This window comes from Litorivita pollutaquae (genome assembly GCF_003205515.1).
Taxonomy (GTDB): Bacteria; Pseudomonadota; Alphaproteobacteria; order Rhodobacterales; family Rhodobacteraceae; genus Litorivita; species Litorivita pollutaquae.
The window spans coordinates 534,038-556,405 of sequence record NZ_KZ826482.1 but is presented as its reverse complement, the minus strand read 5'-3'; the positions used below and the strand labels follow the sequence as shown (position 1 = coordinate 556,405).

Below are 22,368 nucleotides of genomic sequence, written 5' to 3'. Positions count from 1 at the left end.
GCATTCGGCACTGTGCGGGAACACTTAATCGGGGCGAAAGATGATTCCAGTTCAAGGATATACAGGCGCACGGGTGGCGGTTTTAGGGCTGGGACGTTCGGGTCTGACGGCGGCGCGGGCACTGAGGGCAGGCGGCGCACATCCGGTCTGTTGGGACGACAACAGCGATGCGCGCGCGCGGGCCGAGGCCGAAGGCTTCGAGACATCCGATTTGAGTCGCAGCGGCGCCTTTGACGGCGTTGCGCTCCTTGTTGTTTCGCCGGGTATTCCGCACCTCTACCCCGCCCCGAACCCTTATGTGGCGGCGGCATGGGCGGCGGGGGTTCCGGTGGACAATGACATTGGGCTCTTCTTTCGCAGCTTCGCCACCGAGGATTGGAGCGATTATGAAACACCGCCCAAGGTGGTCGCGATCACCGGCTCGAACGGCAAATCCACCACCTCGGCATTGATTGCGCATGTGCTTGAAACCGCTGGAAAATCCGTGCAACTTGCGGGGAACATCGGGCGCGGGGTTCTTGATATTGACGAGCCTGACGATGGCGGTGTCGTGGTTTTGGAATTGTCGAGCTATCAAACCGATCTGGCCCGCGCGTTGACGCCTGATGTGGCGGTGTTCACCAATCTTTCTGCCGACCATCTTGATCGGCACGGCGGTATGGGCGGGTATTTCGCCGCCAAGCGCCGACTTTTCGCCGAGGGCGGACCAGACCGCGCCGTGATCGGTGTGGACGAGGCCGAGGGGCATTACCTTGCCAATCAGATGTCCGAAGGGGCGGGGGATGATCGGGTCATTCGTGTTTCTTCGGGGCAAAAACTGACCGGTGCCGGATGGATGGTGTTCGCGCGCAAGGGGTTCCTCAGCGAATACCGAAAGGGCAAGCAGATCGGGTCGATCGACCTACGCGCGATCAAGGGGTTGCCGGGGGTGCATAACCATCAAAATGCTTGCGCGGCCTATGCGGTGTGCCGGACGCTTGGCCTCGCGCCGCGGGTGATTGAACAGGGTTTTTTGAGTTATGGCGGGTTGCCGCACCGCAGCCAGATCGTCGCCGAAGCGGGCGGCGTCACCTATGTGAATGACAGTAAGGCCACCAATGTCGACAGCGCCGCCAAGGCTTTGTCAGCATTCAAACGCATCCGTTGGATATGCGGCGGATTGGAAAAAGAAGGCGGCGTGTCGGCATTGTCCGATGCGGCGGGCGCGGTGGTCAAAGCCTATGTGATCGGGCGCGAAGCCGCAGGGTTTGCAATACAATTGAGCGGCGTCGAGACCGAGGTGTGCACCACGATGGAAGAGGCGGTGCGCCGCGCGGCAGCGGAGGCCGAGGCGGGTGATACGGTGCTTTTGGCGCCTGCGGCGGCGAGTTTCGATCAATACGACAGCTTCGAGCGGCGCGGCGAGGATTTCATGGTGCAGGTGGCAAAAGTGACGGGCGCGGCCTAGGGCGATCGTGCGGCAATGTCCTTGCCCGCCGCGACGCCCGAAGACCATGCCCATTGGAAATTATAGCCGCCGAGCCAGCCGGTGACATCGACACTTTCTCCAATAAAATAAAGGCCGTCTACGGTTTTCGACATCATCGAGGTCGACGATAATCCGTCGGTGTCGACCCCGCCCACCGTGACTTCGGCGGTGCGGTATCCTTCGGTGCCTGATGGCGTCAGCCGCAGGCCGGTGAGGCGCTCTGACAGTGCCCGCAACGCGGCATCGCTTTGATCGGCCAAATTGCCTTTGAGGGTCCAGGATTTGCTGAGATCCTCGGCCAGTTTCGCAGGCAGGAGGCTGGCCAATTCGGTGCTCAGGTTTTTGCGACCTTGCTCTTGGCGCTTGGCGCGCAGGATTTCAAACGGGTCTGCTGCGGGCAAAAGGTTGATCTCGATCTCCTCGCCTTCGCGCCAGTAAGACGAGATTTGCAACATCGCCGGTCCGGACAATCCGCGATGGGTGAAAAGCATGTTTTCGTCAAAGCTGACGCCCCCCGCCGTCGCCCGCACGGGGAGGGCAAGGCCGGCCAGCGGCACAAATCGCCCCTCGGGAAAGGTGAAGGGCACGAGGCCTGCGCGGGTGTCGGTGACGCCCATGCCGAATTGCGCCGCGATTTGATAGGCAACTCCGGTCGCGCCCATTTTCGGGATGGATTTCGCACCGGTGGCGACGACCATATGGCGGGCGGTGACGGTCTTGCGTTTGCCGGACACCTCTAATGTGGCGTGAAACCGCCCATCGGTGTGGGTGATTTCGATGATCGAGGTGTCCACAGATAGATGCGCGCCGGTTCTGGCCATTTCGTCGCACAGCATGGCGACGATCTGCTTGGCGCTTTGGTCGCAAAACAGTTGACCGAGCGTTTTTTCGTGCCAGGCGATGCCGTGTTTTTGCACCAGATCCAGAAAATCCCATTGTGTGTAACGGCTCAGCGCGGATTTATGGAAGTGCTTGTTTTGCCCTATGAAATTTTCATGCCCGGCATACATGTTAGTGAAATTACACCGACCACCGCCGGAGATACGGATTTTCTCGCCTGCGGCTTTGGCGTGGTCGATCACCAATACCCGCCCGCCGCGCGCCCCCGCATGTGCGGCGCACATCATCCCCGCCGCCCCTGCGCCAAGGACCAATGTGTCGTAGTTTGCATGCCGGTGTTCCATGCGGGTGAGGTGCCGCGCAAAGCGCCGTTTGGCAAGGTGTTTGTGCCCCTAAAGGCTAGCGCCGCATGAATTTTCGCGCTACACTTATAGCCAGACCCGGCAAACGGGCGGTTCGGACCCACTATTTAGGGGCCGTTTGATGAGGCAGTGTTAGGCAGTTTACCCATGACAGAAATGGTCTATGGCACGATTCCCGTTCGGGATGTCGAGCCGGTTCTTCCCAAATGGTGGCGCACGATCGACAAATGGTCGATGACGTGCATTTTGACGCTTTTTGGCGTTGGGATTTTGCTTGGGCTGGCGGCGTCGCCCCCCTTGGCCGCGAAGAACGGATTCGAACATTTCCATTATGTCCAACGTCAGGCGATTTTTGGCGGCGTGGCGATGGTGGCGATGATGATCACCTCGATGATGAATCCCAATCTGGTGCGGCGTTTGGCGGTGCTGGGGTTTTTGGCGGCCTTTGTGGCGCTGATGCTGTTGCCGGTGTTTGGCACGGATTTCGGCAAGGGTGCGGTGCGCTGGTATAGCCTTGGGTTCGCCTCGCTGCAGCCGTCGGAATTTCTCAAACCCGGATTTGTGGTGGTCGCCGCATGGATGATGGCCGCGAACCATGAAATCAACGGCCCTCCCGGGATGAGCTGGTCTTTCATTTTGGCGGTGGTGATCGTTGCCTTTTTGGCGATGCAGCCCGATTTCGGGCAAGCATCCTTGGTTCTTTTCGGTTGGGGTGTGATGTTCTTTGTCGCCGGCGCGCCGATGATATTGCTTTTGTCGATTGCCGGATTGGTCGTCGTTGCGGGCAGTTTTGCCTATAATAACTCCGAGCATTTCGCCCGCCGCATCGACGGGTTTTTGAACCCCGATGTCGATCCGACGACGCAGTTGGGATATGCCACCAATGCGATCCGCGAAGGTGGCTTTTTCGGCGTCGGGGTCGGCGAAGGGCAAGTGAAATGGTCGCTGCCTGATGCCCATACCGATTTTATCATCGCAGTGGCGGCCGAGGAATACGGGTTGATTTTGGTGCTGATCATCATCGCGCTCTACGCCTTTATCGTGGTGCGTTCGCTCATGCGGTTGATGCGCGAACGTGATCCGTTCATCCGCCTTGCGGGCACCGGATTGGCCTGCATGTTTGGTGTGCAAGCGATGATCAACATGGGCGTGGCGGTGCGGCTTTTGCCGGCCAAAGGCATGACCTTGCCCTTCGTCAGCTATGGCGGATCGTCGGTGATTGCTTCGGGAATTGCGGTTGGCATGTTGCTGGCCTTTACCCGCACCCGGCCACAAGGCGAGATTGGCGACATCCTGCGCGGGCGCGGGCGGTAACGTGGGCAAGAATAGGGCGTAAGAATGAAAGTGAACACACCTCTTTTGGTGATCGCGGCAGGGGGCACCGGCGGTCACATGTTCCCCGCGCAGGCCTTGGCCGAGGTGATGTTGCGCAAAGGCTGGCGGGTCAAGCTCAGCACAGATGCGCGCGGCGCGCGCTATACCGGCGGGTTCCCCCATTCTGTCGAGATCGAAGAGATCAGCAGCGCCACGTTTGCCCGCGGCGGCGTGGCGGCGAAACTGGCGGTGCCGTTTCGTATTCTGGGCGGCGTGTTTGGTGCGACCCTTCGGATGATGCGTGACAAGCCCGACGTTGTTGTGGGCTTTGGGGGCTACCCGTCGATCCCTGCGATTGCGGCGGCGACATTGTTGCGCAAACCGCGGATGATCCATGAACAAAACGGAATTTTGGGGCGTGTGAACAAGGTGTTTTCCAAACGCGTTGACGCCGTGGCCTGCGGCACGTGGCCAACCGATTTGCCCGAGGGCGTGCAGGGGTTTCATACGGGAAACCCGGTGCGCGGCGCGGTTTTGGAGCGCGCCGGTGCGGGGTATATTGTGCCGGGCGATTACCCGATGTCGATCCTTGTTATGGGCGGCAGTCAGGGCGCGCGGATTCTGTCGGATGTGGTGCCCGAAGCAATTGCGATGTTACCGCCAGAGGTCTTGCGCAATATTCGCGTGGCCCATCAGGCCCGCAGCGAGGATGGCGCACGGGTTGCCGAATTTTACGCCAACCATGGAATAGATGCGGAGGTGGAACCGTTTTTCCATGATGTGCCGCGCCGGATGAGCGAAGCGCAATTGGTGATTTCACGATCAGGAGCTTCCTCGGTCGCCGACATTAGCGTCATCGGACGCCCCTCTATCTTGGTGCCTTTTGCGGCGGCGACCGGCGATCACCAAACCGCCAATGCGCGCGGGTTGGTTGACGCCGGGGCGGCGATCCTGATCCCCGAAGATGCGCTTGCACCCGATGTGCTTTGCGCGCAGATAACTGCGGTTTTGGGGCAACCCGACGGGGCGCTTCAAATGTCGCAAGCGGCGCTGCGTGTGGGTAAGCCTGATGCGGCGAATGATTTATCGGAGATGGTCGAGGCGCTTGCCAAAGGATGGCGGCCGAAACAAACCGCCAATCAGAGCAATGAAGGACAAAGCCAATGAACGCAGCCACAAAACTCCCCGGTGATGTCGGTCCGATCCATTTCGTCGGGATCGGCGGGATTGGTATGTCGGGGATTGCCGAGGTGCTGCTCAACCACGGTTATACGGTCCAAGGGTCGGATTTGAAGACCTCGAAAATCACCGAGCGTTTGGTGGAAAACGGCGCGCATGTATTCGAAGGGCAGCGGGCCGAGAACCTTGAAGGCGCCGAGGTCGTGGTGATTTCCTCTGCGATCAAACCGGGCAATCCGGAATTGGACGAAGCGCGGCGTTTGGGGTTGCCGGTGGTGCGGAGGGCCGAAATGCTGGCCGAATTGATGCGTCTCAAATCCAACATCGCGATTGCGGGCACCCACGGCAAAACCACGACGACAACGATGATGGCCGAATTGCTCGTCGCGGGCAATTTTGATCCGACCGTGATCAACGGCGGCGTGATCCATGCCTATGGATCGAATGCGCGCATGGGGCAGGGCGAATGGATGGTGGTTGAGGCCGACGAAAGCGACGGCACCTTCAACCGTCTGCCCGCGACCATTGCGATCGTTACCAATATCGACCCCGAACATATGGAGCATTGGGGCGATTTCGACACGCTGCGCCAAGGGTTCTTGGATTTCGTCTCGAACATTCCTTTCTACGGTCTTGCGGTGTGCTGCACCGATCACCCCGAGGTGCAAACCTTAGTGGGCAAAATCACCGACCGCCGCGTTGTGACATACGGGTTTAACGCCCAAGCAGACGTGCGCGCGGTGAACCTGACCTATAAGGCCGGTGTTGCGCATTTCGATATCGCGCTGCAATCCGAAGACATGGTGATCGAGGGTTGCACCCTGCCCATGCCGGGAGATCACAATGTGTCCAATGCCTTGTCTGCGGTGGCCGTGGCGCGGCATCTGGGTATGAAGGGCGAGGAAATTCGCGCGGCGCTCGCCGCGTTTGGCGGGGTGAACCGACGCTTTACCAAAGTGGGCGAAGTGGGCGGCGTGACCATCATTGACGATTACGGCCACCATCCGGTCGAGATCGCCGCCGTGCTCAAAGCAGCGCGGCAGGCCACCGAAGGCCGCGTCATTGCCGTACACCAACCGCATCGGTATTCGCGGTTGCATTCATTGTTCGATGATTTCTGCTCGTGTTTCAATGAGGCCGACGTCGTCGCCATTGCCGAGGTTTTTGCCGCCGGTGAGGCGCCCATTGAGGGGGCGGGCCGCGATGACTTGGTCGCGGGTTTGATTGCCCATGGTCACCGTCACGCCCGCGCCTTGCAAAGCGAGGATGACCTGGAACGTTTGGTGCGCGAGCAAGCCAAACCCGGTGATATGGTGGTCTGCCTTGGTGCCGGGACGATCAGCACATGGGCCAATAATCTGCCTGCACGTTTGGCCAAGCCAAGCGCGGGGTAACGGCGTGCGCCGCGCCAGAACGATCAAACCCGCATAAGACGGGGCATGTAAAAGATTTCGGCGTCCCGCGCGCGGGTGCGGGGCGCAGCGAGGGTTGGGGTTTCCAAGGAGCGTTTCAATGACGGATGCTATATTTTTCGTATTGCTGAGCCTGCCGTTTCTGGCGGTTCTGGTGGCGGGATATGGCGGATATCGCCAAAGGGTTTCGACGGCGGTTTTGGCCTTGGTCTTGATGATCGGCGTGCCCGGGCTTGTGTTGACGGCTGCCTATTTCATCTCGTCTGTATTGGGGGCGGAGGATCCCGACGCGAATATATTTTTCGCTTTGATCCTTATGGGGCATCTGGGCGCGGTGGTTTTGATGTGTCTGGCCTTTGGCGCGATGTGGCGGTTGCGCAATGCGCAAGAGCGCCGCGCCAAACGCGAGCAAGGGGTTTTTACCAGCAAACGCCGTGCCGGATCCGCAGGGACGCGCCGTGATCAAGGTGGAGACAATGGGACCGGCGCGGCGAAAGATGCGCCGTCAAACCGTTCTCACACTGCGCCACAGGGCGGCGTTCAGCCGACGAATACACTTGAATTTTCCGGTTTGTAAAAGTGATTGTACGGTTATGAACCTTCCCCAAACCAAAGACGCAAAATGAGCGCGGGGTTACAGCGGCGCATTGGGCCGGGCCTGTTGATCGCTTATGGTGTCGGCATCATGGTCGGCGCGGGCATCTATGTATTGACCGGCGCGGCGGCGGGCGCCGCAGGAATGTGGGCGCCTTTGGCCTTTGTGCTTGCTGGTTTGGTTGCGGTGCCTTCGGGGTTGAGTTTTGCGGAACTATCGGCCCGTATCCCCGAAGCCGCCGGCGATAGCGCCTATGTCGAGGTCGGTCTTGGCCGGCACGGGTTGGCGGTTCTGGTGGGGTGGATCAACATCATTGCGGGCACTGTTGCTGCTGCTGCCGTGTTGCGCGGCGGGGTTGGCTATTTGACCTCCTTTGTCGACGTGCCACCGGTTTGGGCGATCACCGGGCTGGGGGTGTTCCTTATCGGGGTTGCGATTATCGGTGTGCTGGAAAGCTTGGCCTTGGCCGCCGCTTTGACGGTGGTCGAAGTGATCGGGCTGATCCTGGTCATATATGCCGGCTTTGCCGCCGATCCGGTGGCAGATTGGGCGATCCCCTTGCCGACGATTGAATGGAATGGTGTGGCCGCCGCGACGGTGTTCGCATTTTTCGCCTTTGTTGGCTTTGACGATATGGTCAACATGGCCGAAGAAGCCCGCGATCCGGCCCGCACCATGCCGCAGGCGATCCTTTGGGCTTTGGGCCTGACGGCGTTGCTTTATGCATTGGTGTCTTTGGCGGCGGTGCGGTCGGTCCCGCGCGAGGCGCTGGCCCTGTCCGAGCGGCCCTTGGCCCTGGTTTGGGAGGCGGGCACCGGCACGGGCGCGGTGTTCTTGTCGGCCATCGCCGTGGCTGCCGCGCTCAACGGGGTGTTGGCACAGATTGTCATGGCCTCGCGGGTGTTGTTCGGCCTTGGCCGTCGCTCTCCGGCCTTGGCGATCTTCCATAAGACACACCCCCGGTTCGGCACGCCGGTCTTGGGGACGGTGCTCGTCGGGGTGGCTGTGATCCTGTCGGCCTTCACCTTGCCGGTTGCCGCCTTGGCCGAGATCACCTCACAGGCGCTTTTGGTGGTCTTCGCCATCGTCAATGCCGCGCTCATCGGCGTCAAACGCAAACAGCCCCTATCACCGTTTTCGGTGCCGGTCTGGATGCCATGGCTGGGCATCGCCGCCTGCCTTGTCGGTTTCGCGGCCTCGTTTTGGGGAGCAGGGGGATGAGCCTTTCGTTGATCATCGGGTGTTGTTGGGTTCTGGCTGCGGCAGTGACCGCGATGTTGCCGATGCGGCGGCAATTGTTGCCCGGTCTTGCGTTGCTTATGGTTGCGCCGGTGCTGATCGGCGCGATTGGTTGGGATTATGGTTGGATCCCGGCCATCGCGGCATTCGCGGCGTTTGTGTCGATGTTCCGCAATCCGCTTAAGTATCTGTGGAAGTGGGCCAAAGGCGAACGGCCGGAGATCCCGAAATGAGCCCTTCGCTGATCCTTGCGTGTCTTTGGGGCGTGGCGGCGAATGTGCTCGCTATGACGCCAAGCCGCGATCACCATTGGCGCAATGCCTATGTGTTGATCGCCATCGGCATCCCGATATTGGGCTATGTGACATGGCAAAACGGGCCTTGGGTCGGGCTTTTGGTGCTTGTCGCCGCGATGAGCATCCTGCGATGGCCGGTGATTTATTTGGGCCGCTGGATGCGCAAACGGATGGGGCGCGGGTAGAGATTGCGCCGCTCCGCGATGCGGGGCAGGATGCGCGGTATGGTAGAGATTCTAGATATTGTAGATGCGAAGAGCCTGGAGGCGTGGCTTGTCGGGCGCCCGGATGATTGGGCATGGCAGATTGCCCGCCGCGCTGCACTGCGGATTGTTCCTGCGTGGTGGGCGAGCTGCATCGATCCGCAGGGGGACTATGATGCCGCGTTCTTGCTTCCTGTTCTGAACGTTGCGCTCATAGGTAGCCCGGCCACAAGGGTCAATTTTGGTGCGGAATATTTTGATCGGGTGGCGAATGCCGCTCTCCGCGTCGACAAACTCGCGGAAGAGAATAAGGTATCCGATGTTAAGCTAACATCGGCGGCCAAAGCGATTTCTGCGACGATATTTTCCGATGCTTCATTGATGGGGGTGGAGCATTTTTCAAAGATTGTCGATCATGCAGTTGTGGCGATAAAATTATTTTATGCTGATGATACTCATGTTAGTGACAGAGTGCATTGGCGGGTGGTACAAAATGACTGTCATATCCTCGTCAACGAGGGTGAATTGCCACAATTTCCTCTTTTTTTCGACGTGGACGCTTTCGTAGAAAGATGGACAACCCTCAAATCCCTCATGCCGGTTTGGCAGGACAATACCCATGAATCCCATCGCACACCGCCAAAAGAGGATTGGTCCTTTTGGGTGCGGTGGTGTGATGACCTGATCGCGGGAAAGCCGATTTCTGCCGACTTGGTGATGGCGATTATTTCCGAGTTGACTGACGAGGATTGGCAGGCAGGGTCGCGCCGTGTGAACGCGAGAATTGCCGCGATTGAATCCCGTTTTGCGGCTGCGGCGTCTTATAATTCCGAACGCCTCGAGCGCGACGCACAGGACGGTTTGGTCCGGACTGTGGTGGAAACCACGTTGCCGGCGGATGGTCTTGTCATGGCGCGGGACAGGATGCGTGATGCGGTGGAGTGGCTGCGCGGATTGCCTGTTTCTGGCAATATGTGTTTGGCGGATATTCTGGCCGATGAGTTGAGCGAGGTGGACAGCTATCTGCATCGCTATGCGGATGTGCCGCTGAGACTGTACGAAGTCTGTCTCGACACCAAACTGGCGATTGAAGCCCGCCAGCGGGAGGGCGAGGTGCCGGAGCACGACAGCCGCGTGGCGCGGTTCTTGCGGCAACTTGACCGGTCTTCCTCGGATATTTGGGCCGAGGATGAACAGGTTGCGCGCACGTTGCGTCAGCGCAGTTCGATCAAATTCAACCGCATGAATGAGGCCGAGAAAGAGCGTTTGGTGCAGGTGACGCACATGGCGCGCGGCGAGTCGAAACCGGATTTGTCCGAGGAGTTGGCCGAGGATTTGGCGAATGCGCGCGATGACAAACTGGATGAAAAGATCCGGGACGACAGCCGCTATCGGTTGGGAAGTCGCTTGCTGCGGTTTCGGCAACTCAACCGCGATGAGGTGGTCAAGGCGGCGGATGATGTATCGAAGCTCGGCAAAGGCGCGGGGGCGGCGTGGGGATTGGCAGATTTCATCCTGCGTTGGTTTGTCTAACAACCTCCCATATCTGGTTTGCTACAAATGGCGGTATCCTCTATATCGGCTGCAACGCTGAATATGGGGTGTCCGATGATTTCGCAGGGTGATGTGCCACAGGTGCGCGGCAAGGTAACGTTCGGGCGGGCGCTGTCCGAGTTGACGTGGCTGCGGGTGGGCGGCCCTGCGGATGTGCTGTTCCAACCGGTGGATCTGGAGGATCTGCAAGTGTTTTTGCGCGGGCTTGCGCCGCAGTTTGCCGTGTTTCCGATGGGGGTAGGCTCGAACCTGATCGTGCGGGACGGCGGGTTGCGCGCGGCGGTGATCCGGCTTGGCCGTGGTTTTAACGGGATCGAGGTTGACGGCACCCGCGTCACGGTCGGCGCGGCGGCATTGGATGCGCATGTGGCGCGCAAAGCAGCGGCGGCGGGCGTTGATTTGACGTTTTTGCGCACCATTCCGGGCGCGATTGGCGGCGCGGTGCGGATGAATGCGGGGTGCTACGGGTCCTATGTGGCGGATCATCTGATCGAGGCGCGTGCGGTGAACCGCGCGGGTGAGGTTGTGGTTTTGACACCTGCGGACTTGCAATTTGCCTATCGTCGCAGTGCTTTGCCCGAAGGATGGGTGTTGACCGAAGCGGTGTTTGAGGGCGCGGCGGGCGATCCCGATACCCTAGAGGCGCGCATGGCCGATCAATTGGCTAAACGCGACGCCAGCCAACCCACCAAAGAGCGCAGCGCGGGCAGCACCTTTCGCAATCCGGCAGGGTTTTCCTCCACCGGCAAGGCGGACGATGTGCATGATCTCAAGGCGTGGAAGGTCATTGATGACGCGGGCATGCGCGGGGCGCGGATCGGCGGCGCACAGATGAGCGAAATGCATTCCAATTTCATGATCAACGCCGGCGGAGCCACGGCGGCGGACCTTGAAAACCTTGGCGAAGAGGTGCGAAAAAAGGTTTACGAAAATAGCGCAATAACGCTAGAGTGGGAAATCATGCGGGTGGGCGACCCCTCGTGTGAGTAAGCATAAATACAGGCAGTTTCGCCCGCAAAAGGGCGACGATAAAAACACGGACCGCAAAGGTCCGGATGATTAAGGCATAATCGGTGGTGGGTTCGAGCAAAACAACCTCCAAAGTTGCATTGTTGTTGGGTGGTCCGTCGTCTGAACGCGACGTGTCGCTGGCGACAGGACGCGCATGTGCGGCGGCTTTGCGAGAGGCAGGTTACAATGTGATCGAGGTCGATGCGGACCGCGATCTTGCGGCGCGTCTGGCCGAGATCGAGCCCGATGTAGTGTTCAATGCCCTGCATGGTCCCTATGGCGAAGATGGCGTGGTGCAGGGGATGCTGGAATGGATGGGGCTGCCCTATACCCATTCGGGGGTTTTGGCCTCGGCTCTGGCGATGGACAAACAGCGCAGCAAAGAAATTTTCAAGGCTGCGGGCCTTCCGGTGGTGCAAAGCATTCTGGCGCCCAAACCCGATGTAATGGCCGGGCATGTGATGCAGCCGCCCTATGTGGTCAAACCCAATAACGAGGGCTCCTCTGTCGGGGTGTATCTGGTGCATGATGTGGCCAACGGCCCGCCGCAATTGTCGCGCGATATGCCCGATATCGTGATGGTTGAAACCTTTGCGCCGGGGCGCGAATTGACCGTGACGGTGATGGGGGATCGGGCGCTGACGGTCACGGATATCCTCACCGACGGTTGGTATGATTACGACGCCAAATACAAAGAGGGCGGGAGCCGCCATGTGGTGCCGGCCGATTTGCCCGCACAGATTTTCGAAGCCTGTATGGAGATGGCCAAACGCGCCCATGATGCGCTTGGCTGTCGCGGGGTGAGCCGAACGGATTTCCGGTGGGACGAGGCCCGCGGGTTGGACGGTTTGATCATTCTAGAGGTCAACACACAGCCGGGCATGACCGGCACCTCTTTGACGCCGGAGCAAGGGCAGGCGGTGGGCATCAGCTTCCCCGATTTTTGTGCATGGATGGTGGAGGACGCCTCATGCGGAAGATAGAAATTCACCGCGCTGCGCCGCGCGTTGACGCGCCCGGACAGAATGCGGATGATGGATATGAAGCGGCCCAAAGCCGGCCGCAGGCGCATGGAGCACATGCCGCCGCCCCCACCGACGAGGTCGAGGCGCGCATGGCGCCAGCGGCGGGAAAGAAGCGCCGGGCAAAATCCGATCCGGCGCCGTCGCGTTGGTCTTACCGCTTGCAGCGGATGATGCTGACGCCAGCGTATCGCAAGGCAGTGAAGATCGGACTTCCGGTTTTGGTTCTGGTGGCGCTGACCGGCGGATATTTCGCCTCGCAAGAGCGGCGCGACGAGGTGATGGCGGTGTTTTCCGACATGCGCAACCGGTTCGAGACGCGGCCTGAATTCATGTTGGGGATGATGGCGATTGACGGTGCCAGCGATGGTGTCGCCGAAGATATTCGCGAAGTTGTGCCGATTGATTTCCCAACCTCGTCTTTTGATCTTGATCTGGTGGAGATCCAGAAAACCGTGACCGGCTTGGCCGCTGTGGCCGAAGCTGCTGTGCGCATCCGCCCGGGGGGCGTGTTGCACGTGGAGGTGCGCGAACGCGAACCGGTGGTGGTGTGGCGCAGCTACGAAGGGATTGCTTTGCTGGATGGCAACGGGGTTACGGTGGGGACGCTTGACCGGCGCGCGGCGCGGCCGGATTTGCCGATGATCGCAGGGGACGGCGCTGAAAATCAGGTGCGTGAGGCTTTGACATTGATCGGCGCGGCGGGGCCTCTGGGCGGCCGTTTGCGTGGTTTGGTGCGCATGGGTGAGCGGCGTTGGGATGTGGTGCTGGACGGCGGGGTGCGGATCCTGTTGCCGGAAAGCGGCGCCGTGCAGGCCTTGGAACGGGTGCTGGCGTTAGACAGTGCTCAGGATATGTTGAACCGGGATCTGGCGGCGGTGGATATGCGGTTGCCGCATCGTCCGACCTTGCGCATGAATGGGGGCGCGGTCGAGGAATGGTGGCGCATCCAGGAGATCACCGCGCAAACACAAGATTTAAACAGATAGGCGGCGCAAAGCCGCAGGGAATAGAGACCAGATGATCGAGCTATATGAATCTCAACGGGCGATGCGCAAGATGCGCAAGGCGGCGATCGAACGCGGCGTTGTGGCGGTTCTGGATGTGGGCAGCTCGAAAATCGCCTGTCTGGTGTTGCGGTTCGATGGCACCGAAGGCGCGGTCGAAAGCGACGGCATTGGATCAATGGCGGGGCAGGCGGGGTTTCGGGTCATTGGCGCGGCGACCACCCGGTCGCGGGGCGTGCGGTTTGGCGAAATCGACGCTATGGGCGAAACCGAGCGCGCCATTCGCACCGCGCTTCAGGCGGCGCAAAAGATGGCCAATATTCGTGTTGATCATGTTCTGGCCTGTTTTTCCGGTGCCGATCCGCGAAGCTATGGTTTGGCGGGGAGCGTCGAATTAGAGGGGCATGTGGTCACCGAGCAAGATGTCAGCCGCGTGTTGTCCTCCTGCGACGTGCCCGATTATAGCGGCGGCTACAATGGTGCGCGCGAGGTTCTGCACGCACAGCCGGTGAATTTCGCGCTTGATCATCGCTCGGGCCTTGCGGATCCGCGCGGGCAGATGGGGCAGGTCCTGTCGACCGATATGCATATGCTGACCATTGATGCCAATGCGATCCAGAACCTCGCCCATTGTGTCAAACGCTGTGATCTGGAACTCGCCGGTGTGGCCTCTTCGGCCTATGTGTCGGGCGTCGCGGCTTTGGTCGAGGACGAACAGGAATTGGGCTCGGCCTGCATCGATCTGGGCGGCGGCTCGACCGGCGTGTCGATCTTCATGAAGAAACACATGATCTACGGCGATGCGGTGCGCATGGGCGGTGATCACATCACCTCGGATATTTCCATGGGGTTACAGGTGCCGATGGCGGTGGCCGAGCGGATCAAGACATTCTACGGCGGCGTTGTTGCCACGGGGATTGACGACCGCGACGAGATCGAGATCGGTGGCGACACCGGCGATTGGCATCATGACCGGCGTACTGTGACGCGGGCGGAGTTGATCGGCATCATGCGGCCGCGGGTCGAGGAAATTCTCGAAGAGGTGCGCGCATGTTTGGACGCGGCAGGTTTTGAGCATCTGCCGAGCCAACAGATCGTTTTGACCGGTGGCGGTAGCCAGATCCCCGGTCTTGATGGATTGGCGAGCAAAATTCTTGGCCAGCAGGTCCGGCTTGGCCGTCCCTTGCGGGTTCACGGGCTGCCGCAAGCTGCGACCGGCCCGGCCTTTGCCAGTGTGGTTGGCATGTGTCTTTTTGCCGCCCATCCGCAAGACGAATGGTGGGATTTTGATTTGCCGGTGGATCGCTATCCGGCGAAATCGCTCAAGCGCGCCGTGAAGTGGTTTCGCGACAACTGGTAATGCGCGACAACTGGTGACAGACACGCGCGAGGCGGGCGGGTCGGGGCGTGCGGGCAAAAAGCCGCCGGTGCGCTGCGCATTTTCATAAAGTGATACAAAGAATCACCTGACGCCGTAGCTCCGATATGTTAATCTCACTTTAAGACCCAAAGAGGTCGAGAGCGCCCAAACATGGGCCAAGGTGGACCGAGCAGTCTTCCGAAACATGAAATTCGCACCATAACGGTGCCGCATGGTTGCCCTGTTCTGTGGGCGGCTTGGTCTTTAAGCCCTGCAATCTATGGGTTTTCATCAGGCCATGCGCAATATCTCGCTTAAAATCGCACATGATGGTGCGATTACCAGTGGTTTGCGCCATATTTTGTGTGGAGAATGCGTTTTTTGAGTGACGACTCTCTGAACAAACGGTAACAATGGCCGTGATTAGGTAAATTAAAGAATGCCCCGCTGACGCGGGCAAACCATCAGGTGGACAGATCTATGACATTGAACCTTATGATGCCCGAACAAGAAGAGCTGAAGCCCCGCATTACGGTGTTTGGCGTTGGGGGTGCGGGTGGCAACGCCGTGAACAACATGATCGAAAAGAACCTCGAAGGGGTTGATTTCGTCGTGGCGAACACGGATGCGCAGGCGCTGCAACAAAGCCGCTCTGACAGCCGCGTGCAATTGGGGATCAAAGTCACCGAAGGTTTGGGGGCAGGGGCCCGCGCCAGCGTCGGTGCCGCAGCCGCCGAAGAAAGCATCGAGCAAATCGTCGATCACCTCGCGGGCGCACACATGTGCTTTATCACTGCGGGTATGGGCGGGGGTACCGGCACCGGCGCCGCGCCGATCATCGCACAGGCCGCGCGCGAGCTTGGTGTTCTGACTGTTGGTGTTGTGACCAAGCCCTTCCAATTCGAGGGCAACAAACGCATGAAGCAGGCCGATGATGGTATCGAGGCGCTGCAAAAGGTTGTCGATACTCTGATCATCATTCCGAACCAGAACCTCTTCCGTCTGGCGAATGAAAAAACCACCTTCACCGAAGCCTTCTCGATGGCCGATGATGTGCTCTATCAAGGTGTCAAAGGCGTGACAGACCTGATGGTGCGGCCTGGTTTGATCAACCTCGATTTTGCCGACGTTCGTGCCGTAATGGACGAGATGGGCAAGGCGATGATGGGTACAGGCGAGGCCACCGGCGAAGATCGTGCCGTGCAAGCCGCCGAGAAAGCCATTGCCAACCCGCTTCTGGACGAAATTTCGCTGCGCGGTGCCAAGGGCGTTCTCATCAACATCACCGGTGGTCACGACCTTACATTGTTCGAACTTGACGAAGCGGCCAACCGGATCCGCGAAGAAGTCGATCAGGATGCGAATATCATCGTCGGTTCGACGTTGGACACCGAAATGGAAGGCGCGATGCGCGTGTCCGTGGTGGCCACCGGGATCGATGCGGTGGATGTGAACACCGAAATGCCCTTGCCGCGCCGCAAGCTGGCCGAGCCTTTGAAGCAACAAGCGGTTGACGCCGCCGTGGCGATGGCTCCGGCTGCCGCACAACCGGCCCCGGTTGCTGCCGAGACGGCTCAGCCCGAACCGACGCTGTTTGCCGATCTTGACGCGCAATCGACGGCGGCCGCTGCGGCGGAAGAGCAAATGGAAGACATTTTTGAACCCGAGCACGTGCAGCAACCGCAACCTGCGGCGCGTCAGGCTCAAGACGATATGCCTCCTCCCGCCTATCAGCCGCGCGCGCCGCAAGCCGCCGCACAGCAGGCCAGCATCGAAGCCGAACCCGAGGCTTTTGTCGCGCCGCGCGCACCGGCCCCCGGTACCCCGACACCCGAAGCGATGGCGCGTTTGCAAGCTGCCGTGCATAACCGCACCCAGCCAAGCCAACCGGTCGAGCGCCCCGCCGCCGCCGCGCCGCAACCCGTGCGCCAAGCGACCCAGTCGGACAGCGAGCGCCCGCGGTTCGGGATCAATTCGTTGATCAACCGGATGACCGGCCACGGTGAAGGTGATGCGCAACAACAACCGCGTCAGCAACCACAACCTGCGGCGCACCAACCGGCCCAACAGGCCCGCCCGCAGGCGACTGCACGGGCCGCGACGCACGCTCAACCCAGCCAGGAACCGCAAGCTGATGCGGATCAAGATCGCATCGAAATTCCCGCGTTCCTGCGCCGTCAGGCCAATTGATCGGGCGGAAATCTGCGCATCGGAGCCGGGCTGACGCCGCGTTGCAAAATCTTAGAAAAGACCGCCAGTTGGCGGTCTTTTTTGTTTTATTATAATGGTTTGGTCATTTGGCACCTGTGTCGCATTCCGCGTGATGCCGCGTTGCGGCACGATTGTTACACTCCGTTACAAAGAGTGAATTGAGCCGCCTTCGTCGCCGCCCTATTTTACCGCTCAACGGCAAGGGCTTTGCTTTTGCGAAACACGATGAGGTCTCTTAGGTGCAGCGCACATTGAAATCCACGATCAGCTTTTCCGGCGTCGGTTTGCATTCGGGCAAGCCGGTGACGATGAAGCTCAACCCCGCGCCGGCGGGGCGGGGAATTTGGTTTCGCCGCACCGATTTGCCTTTCCGTGACAGTTTGATCCCGGCGCGTTGGGATGCGGTGAACCAATCGCCGCTCTGCACCAAGATTGAAAATACCGCAGGCGAGAGCCTGTCGACCATCGAGCATGTGATGGCGGCTTTGGCCGGGTGTGGGGTGACCAATGCGGTCATTGATGTTGACGGCCCCGAAGTGCCGATTCTCGACGGCAGCGCGGCCGCTTTCGTGCGCGGCATGATGCAATGCGGGTTTACCGATCAAAACGCACCGCTGCGCGCCTTGAAGATCCTCAAGCCGGTCGAGTTCCGCACCGGCGCGGCGCGCACCGCAGCATGGGCGCGTTTGGATCCGGCCACGCGGCTGACGATCGAATTCCACATTGATTTCGATGATGCCGCGATCGGCGTGCAACACAAAACTTTGAACATGTCGAACGGATCTTTTGTGCGCGAACTTTGCGACAGCCGGACGTTCTGCCGTAAGGCGGATGTGGATGCGATGCGTGAACAGGGGCTGGCCTTGGGCGGCACCTATGAAAATGCGGTCGTGGTGGATGGCGCTGATGTGCTGAGCCCCGGCGGCTTGCGTCACGCAGATGAGGCCGTGCGCCACAAAATGCTCGATGCTTTGGGCGACTTGATGTTGGCGGGGGCGCCGATCCTTGGGCGTTACACCGGCCATCGCGCCGGCCACGGCATCACCAACAGCCTGTTGCGCGCGGTATTTGCCGATCAATCCAACTATGAATGGGTGATTTGTGATGCTGAAACCTGCGCGCAATTGCCCGGTGCGGGGCTGCATCCGGGTGAGATTCCGGCCGCTTGCGTCGCGTGAAGGCGGCGCTTTGCCCAAAATCATGCGCAAAGACGTTTTGCACCAGAATTTTTCGTGCTAGGACCAGATGGTAAAGCAGGGTAAACCCTGCTCAGAGCGTTGCCGTTTGGAGGCGCGTATGGCCAAGCAGACCGGCCCCGATGAAATGGGCCAAGGCAGGACAAGGGTGAGAGCAAGAATGACAGGCGGCAGACCCCGGGCAATTTCCCTCGGTGCGGTGCTTTGCGCTGCGCTTCTCGCCGGATGTGGCAGCAACAGCGCGGTCAATCGCGGTGACGTACCGCTTGAGACCTACACCGCAGAACAGATTTACGGGCGCGGCGAGTTTGAATTGGACCGCCGCCGTCCTGATGATGCTGCCGAATATTTCGGTGAGGTGGAGCGCCTTTACCCCTATTCCGAATGGGCGAAACGTGCGCTGATCATGCAGGCTTTTGCCTATCACAAGGCGCAAGACTACCCCAACAGCCGGTCCGCGGCGCAGCGGTTCATTGATTTTTACCCGACCGATGAAGATGCTGCCTATGCGCAATATCTCTTGGCGTTGAGCTATTATGACCAGATTGACGAAGTGGGCCGCGATCAGGGGCTGACCTTCCAAGCGTTGCAAGCGCTGCGCGTGGTGATCGAAAATTACCCCGATAGCGAATATGCCCGTGCGGCGATTTTGAAATTCGACCTTGCCTTCGACCATCTGGCTGCGAAGGAAATGGAGATCGGGCGCTATTACCTTAAGGGTGAACACTACGCTGCGGCGATCAACCGATTCCGCGTGGTGGTCGAGGATTTCCAAACCACGACCCATACCGCCGAAGCGTTGCATCGTCTGGTTGAGGCCTATCTGTCGTTGGGCCTGACCAATGAGGCGCAGACGGCCGGCGCCATCTTGGGGCATAACTTCCGCTCGACGCATTGGTATGAAGACAGCTATAAATTGCTGACGGGCCGTGGGCTTGAGCTGGAGGCTGCCGGCGACAGTTGGCTTCGGCAGGTGTATCGCCAGATGATCAAAGGCCGCTGGCTCTGAGCTTGGCCTTGGTCTTGGCGCTGGGGGGCGCGGGCGTTGCTTCGACATCTTGATATCCGTGATATGTTGATCATTGACCGGCTGGAGCTTGCGTTTCAGCCGGGTTTGAATGTGCTGACCGGCGAAACCGGCGCGGGGAAATCCATCCTGTTGGATTCACTCGGGTTTGTTTTGGGATGGCGTGGGCGTGCGGAATTGGTGCGCAGGGGCGCCGAACAGGGCGAAGTGGTCGCGGAATTTGATTTGCCCACGGGCCATGCCGCCCATGCGGTTTTGGCCGAAGCCGGATTGCCGGATGCGCGCGAAGGTTTGATTCTGCGCCGGGTGAACCGGCAGGATGGGCGCAAAACCGCATGGGTCAATGACCGGCGGTGTTCAGGGGAGGTGTTACGGAGCTTATCGGACACATTGGTCGAATTGCACGGGCAACATGATGATCGAGGTTTGCTCAATCCGCGCGGTCACAGGATGCTTTTGGATCAATTTGGTGGGCTGGATGACCAACGCGTTGCGCTGCGGGGGCTGTGGCGGGCGGCGCATAGCGCCCGTAAGGCATTGCACAGTGCAGAGCACGCTTTGGCGGAGGTGCGCGCGGAAGAGGATTACCTGCGCCACGCGGTGGCGGAGTTGGACGCGCTTGATCCGCAACCGGGCGAAGATGCGGCGTTGGATCTCAGCCGCCGGCAGATGCAAGGCGCCGAGAAGATCCGCGAAGACGTCAACCGCGCCCATCACGAGATCGGGTATGAGGGCGCCGAGGGGGCGATTGGCAATGCGCTGCGTTGGCTTGAGGGCGCGGCTGAGCGGGCCGAAGGCGCATTGGATGCGCCGATGGCGGCGCTGACCCGTGCCATGGTCGAATTGGACGAGGCGTCGGACGGGGTGATGCGCTGCCTTGAGGGGCTTGAATTTAACCCACATGATTTGGAAAATTGCGAAGAGCGTTTGTTTGCGATCCGTGCTTTGGCACGCAAACATGAGGTGCAGCCGGACGATTTGACCGAGTTTGCTGCGGGGTTGCGTGCGAAACTCGCGGCATTGGACAGTGGCGAGGCGGATCTGGCTGTGCTGCAAAAGACCTTGGCCGAGGCCGAAGCGGCGTATGACATGGCGGCGCAAAACCTGTCCCAAGCCCGCCGGGATGCGGCGGAGCGGTTGGATGCGGCGGTGACCGCAGAGCTTGCGCCGCTGAAGATGGAGCGGGCGGTGTTTGTCACCGAAATCACCCCGGAAGAACCGGGACCGGACGGCCACGATGCGGTGTCTTTCACCGTGGCCACCAATCCGGGCGCACCGGCGGGGCCTTTGGGCAAGATCGCCTCGGGCGGGGAATTGTCGCGCTTCCTCTTGGCGCTCAAGGTTTGTCTGTCCGGCGCGGACAGTGGCGTCACGATGATTTTTGACGAGATTGACCGCGGCGTTGGTGGCGCCACCGCAGATGCGGTGGGCCGCCGGTTGGCGGATCTGGCGGATGGCGGGCAGGTGTTGGTCGTCACCCATTCGCCGCAGGTCGCGGCCTTGGGGGCGTATCACTTGCGGGTGCAAAAGCGGGTTGAAGACGGCATGACATTGTCAACAGTGACGGCGCTGGATGCGGGCGAGCGCACCGATGAAATTGCGCGGATGCTGTCGGGAGATACCATCACCGATGCGGCGCGCGCGGCGGCCAAGGCATTGATCAAATAGAGACTGCGGGGCTAGTCGTTTCGCGGCGGAACCAATTTTCCCGGATTCATGATGTTTTTGGGATCGAAGGCAGCTTTTAAACGTCCCATCAGGGCCCAAGCCGCGCCGTGTTCGGCGGGCATATAGTCCAGCTTTCCCACGCCAATGCCATGTTCGCCGGTGACGGTGCCGCCCATCTCAAGCGCCCGCTCTACCATCCGGTGCGCGACGCGCTTGACGCGGGCCACCTCATCGGCGTCGTTCTCGTCAAACAGTAAGACGGCGTGGAAATTGCCGTCCCCGACATGGCCGAGGATCGGGCCGGTGACATTTTCCGCCTCCAGATCGGCGCGGGTTTCATTGACTGCATCGGCCAGGCGCGAAATGGGCACACAGATATCCGTGACCATCGACCGACAGCCCGGCCGCGAGGCCATACAGGCATAATGTGCATTGTGGCGCATGGTCCACAGGGCATTGCGATCCTCCAACTTCGAGGCCCATTTAAAGCTTTTGCCGCCATGATCCGCGACAATTTCGCCAAAGCTTTCGGCCTGTTCGCGCACACCGGTGTCAGAGCTGTGAAATTCGACCATCAAATGCGGGCATTCTGGCAATTGTGATCCGGCGTAGCTGTTGAAGGCGGCGGCGGTGGCCGCATCGACGAATTCGATCCGTGCCATGGGAATGCCCAATTGGATGGTGTCGATGACACAGCGCACAGCGCTGTCGATGTCATCAAAGGCGCAGACGGCGGCGGTCACGGCCTCGGGTTGGCCTTGTAGACGTAGAGTGATTTCGGTGATCAATCCAAGCGTTCCCTCGGCGCCCACAAATAGCGCAGTCAGGTCATAGCCTGCCGAAGATTTGCGCGCCCGTGTGCCGGTGTGGATCACCGTGCCATCGGCAAGGACAACCTCCAGCCCCAAAACATTGTCGCGCATGGTGCCATATCGCACGGCGGTGGTGCCGCTGGCGCGGGTTGAGGTCATCCCGCCGATCGAGGCATTGGCCCCCGGATCGACAGGAAAAAACAATCCGGTGGCGCGCAGTTCCCGGTTCAGGGCTTCGCGCGTCACGCCGGGGCCAACGGTGCAATCCATGTCGGCTTGTCCGATGCGCAACACTTTGTTCATACGAGAGAAATCAACGATGATACCGCCTGAAAAAGCTTGGGCTTGCCCTTCAAGAGAGGAGCCCGTGCCCCAACCGATCACCGGCACGCGATGCGCCGAACAAATGCGCACGATCTGGCTGACCTCTTTGGTGGTTTCGGGGTAGGCAACACCGTCGGGTGGAGTCAGAGGGAAATGCGTCTCGCTGCGGCCATGCAGGTCGAGATCGGACTTGGAGAGGCTGAGGCGTTGGCCTAAGACTATGGTAAGTTCGGCAAGGGCTGCATCGATGTTCATGAGGGTCCTCTGT

General features: G+C 60.1%; 19 protein-coding genes. 17 read left to right on the top strand and 2 right to left on the bottom strand.

The genetic code is table 11. The features are described from left to right. The first annotated feature begins 40 nt into the window (after positions 1 to 40). On the top strand, positions 41 to 1,447 hold the full coding sequence (gene murD, locus DI396_RS06470; RefSeq protein ID WP_110795335.1) for a UDP-N-acetylmuramoyl-L-alanine--D-glutamate ligase: 1,407 nt from the start codon (positions 41 to 43) through the stop codon (positions 1,445 to 1,447). Here the strand turns inward: murD and DI396_RS06465 are convergent. After that, positions 1,444 to 2,652 carry a BaiN/RdsA family NAD(P)/FAD-dependent oxidoreductase gene (locus tag DI396_RS06465; RefSeq protein ID WP_110795334.1) on the bottom strand — a complete coding sequence of 403 codons (1,209 nt, stop codon included), beginning with the start codon at positions 2,650 to 2,652 and terminating at the stop codon, positions 1,444 to 1,446. The two genes, murD and DI396_RS06465, sit on opposite strands and share 4 nt — an antisense overlap. Positions 2,653 to 2,817: 165 nt before the next feature. On the opposite strand from DI396_RS06465, the gene ftsW reads away from it, so the two are divergent. The 16 genes from ftsW to recN all read left to right on the top strand — a co-directional run bounded on the left by ftsW (position 2,818) and on the right by recN (position 20,964). Then, complete coding sequence (gene ftsW / locus DI396_RS06460; protein ID WP_110795333.1) at positions 2,818 to 3,984, top strand: putative lipid II flippase FtsW; 1,167 nt, start codon at positions 2,818 to 2,820, stop codon at positions 3,982 to 3,984. A gap of 24 nt (positions 3,985 to 4,008) precedes the next feature. Continuing rightward, entirely contained in the window at positions 4,009 to 5,151 is a 1,143-nt protein-coding gene (locus tag DI396_RS06455) for a UDP-N-acetylglucosamine--N-acetylmuramyl-(pentapeptide) pyrophosphoryl-undecaprenol N-acetylglucosamine transferase (protein ID WP_204362802.1), read from the top strand. Beyond that, positions 5,148 to 6,557 (top strand): UDP-N-acetylmuramate--L-alanine ligase, encoded by a 1,410-nt coding sequence (gene murC / locus DI396_RS06450; protein ID WP_110795332.1) that lies wholly within the window; start codon positions 5,148 to 5,150, stop codon positions 6,555 to 6,557. The genes DI396_RS06455 and murC overlap by 4 nt, the downstream gene beginning before the upstream one ends. A 118-nt stretch (positions 6,558 to 6,675) precedes the next feature. Continuing rightward, positions 6,676 to 7,152, top strand: a complete 477-nt coding sequence (locus DI396_RS06445) for a hypothetical protein (RefSeq protein ID WP_110795331.1) — start codon at positions 6,676 to 6,678, stop codon at positions 7,150 to 7,152. A 45-nt stretch (positions 7,153 to 7,197) separates the two neighbouring features. Further along, on the top strand, positions 7,198 to 8,391 hold the full coding sequence (locus DI396_RS06440; RefSeq protein ID WP_110795330.1) for an APC family permease: 1,194 nt from the start codon (positions 7,198 to 7,200) through the stop codon (positions 8,389 to 8,391). After that, positions 8,388 to 8,642 (top strand): DUF2484 family protein, encoded by a 255-nt coding sequence (locus tag DI396_RS06435; protein ID WP_110795329.1) that lies wholly within the window; start codon positions 8,388 to 8,390, stop codon positions 8,640 to 8,642. Before DI396_RS06440 ends, DI396_RS06435 begins: the two co-directional genes overlap by 4 nt. Continuing rightward, positions 8,639 to 8,890, top strand: a complete 252-nt coding sequence (locus tag DI396_RS06430) for a DUF2484 family protein (protein WP_110795328.1) — start codon at positions 8,639 to 8,641, stop codon at positions 8,888 to 8,890. The genes DI396_RS06435 and DI396_RS06430 overlap by 4 nt, the downstream gene beginning before the upstream one ends. Positions 8,891 to 8,929: 39 nt before the next feature. Beyond that, positions 8,930 to 10,441 (top strand): hypothetical protein, encoded by a 1,512-nt coding sequence (locus DI396_RS06425; protein WP_162617167.1) that lies wholly within the window; start codon positions 8,930 to 8,932, stop codon positions 10,439 to 10,441. A 75-nt stretch (positions 10,442 to 10,516) separates the two neighbouring features. Then, entirely contained in the window at positions 10,517 to 11,452 is a 936-nt protein-coding gene (murB, locus tag DI396_RS06420) for a UDP-N-acetylmuramate dehydrogenase (protein WP_110795326.1), read from the top strand. 83 nt (positions 11,453 to 11,535) lie between these two features. Continuing rightward, positions 11,536 to 12,456 carry a D-alanine--D-alanine ligase gene (locus DI396_RS06415; protein WP_110795325.1) on the top strand — a complete coding sequence of 307 codons (921 nt, stop codon included), beginning with the start codon at positions 11,536 to 11,538 and terminating at the stop codon, positions 12,454 to 12,456. 131 nt (positions 12,457 to 12,587) lie between these two features. Beyond that, positions 12,588 to 13,484 (top strand): cell division protein FtsQ/DivIB, encoded by an 897-nt coding sequence (locus DI396_RS06410; protein WP_110795411.1) that lies wholly within the window; start codon positions 12,588 to 12,590, stop codon positions 13,482 to 13,484. A gap of 31 nt (positions 13,485 to 13,515) precedes the next feature. Continuing rightward, on the top strand, positions 13,516 to 14,862 hold the full coding sequence (gene ftsA / locus DI396_RS06405; RefSeq protein ID WP_110795324.1) for a cell division protein FtsA: 1,347 nt from the start codon (positions 13,516 to 13,518) through the stop codon (positions 14,860 to 14,862). 480 nt (positions 14,863 to 15,342) lie between these two features. Beyond that, on the top strand, positions 15,343 to 17,052 hold the full coding sequence (gene ftsZ / locus DI396_RS06400) for a cell division protein FtsZ (RefSeq protein WP_110795323.1): 1,710 nt from the start codon (positions 15,343 to 15,345) through the stop codon (positions 17,050 to 17,052). Positions 17,053 to 17,312: 260 nt separating this feature from the next. After that, entirely contained in the window at positions 17,313 to 18,251 is a 939-nt protein-coding gene (lpxC, locus tag DI396_RS06395) for a UDP-3-O-acyl-N-acetylglucosamine deacetylase (RefSeq protein ID WP_110795322.1), read from the top strand. Between the two features lie 178 nt (positions 18,252 to 18,429). Then, on the top strand, positions 18,430 to 19,278 hold the full coding sequence (locus tag DI396_RS06390; RefSeq protein ID WP_110795321.1) for an outer membrane protein assembly factor BamD: 849 nt from the start codon (positions 18,430 to 18,432) through the stop codon (positions 19,276 to 19,278). Positions 19,279 to 19,314: 36 nt separating this feature from the next. Continuing rightward, positions 19,315 to 20,964, top strand: a complete 1,650-nt coding sequence (gene recN, locus DI396_RS06385) for a DNA repair protein RecN (protein ID WP_110795320.1) — start codon at positions 19,315 to 19,317, stop codon at positions 20,962 to 20,964. Positions 20,965 to 20,975: 11 nt separating this feature from the next. On the opposite strand, the gene DI396_RS06380 is transcribed toward recN, so the two are convergent. Continuing rightward, on the bottom strand, positions 20,976 to 22,355 hold the full coding sequence (locus tag DI396_RS06380; RefSeq protein ID WP_110795319.1) for an FAD-binding oxidoreductase: 1,380 nt from the start codon (positions 22,353 to 22,355) through the stop codon (positions 20,976 to 20,978). Between the last annotated feature and the right edge of the window lie 13 nt (positions 22,356 to 22,368).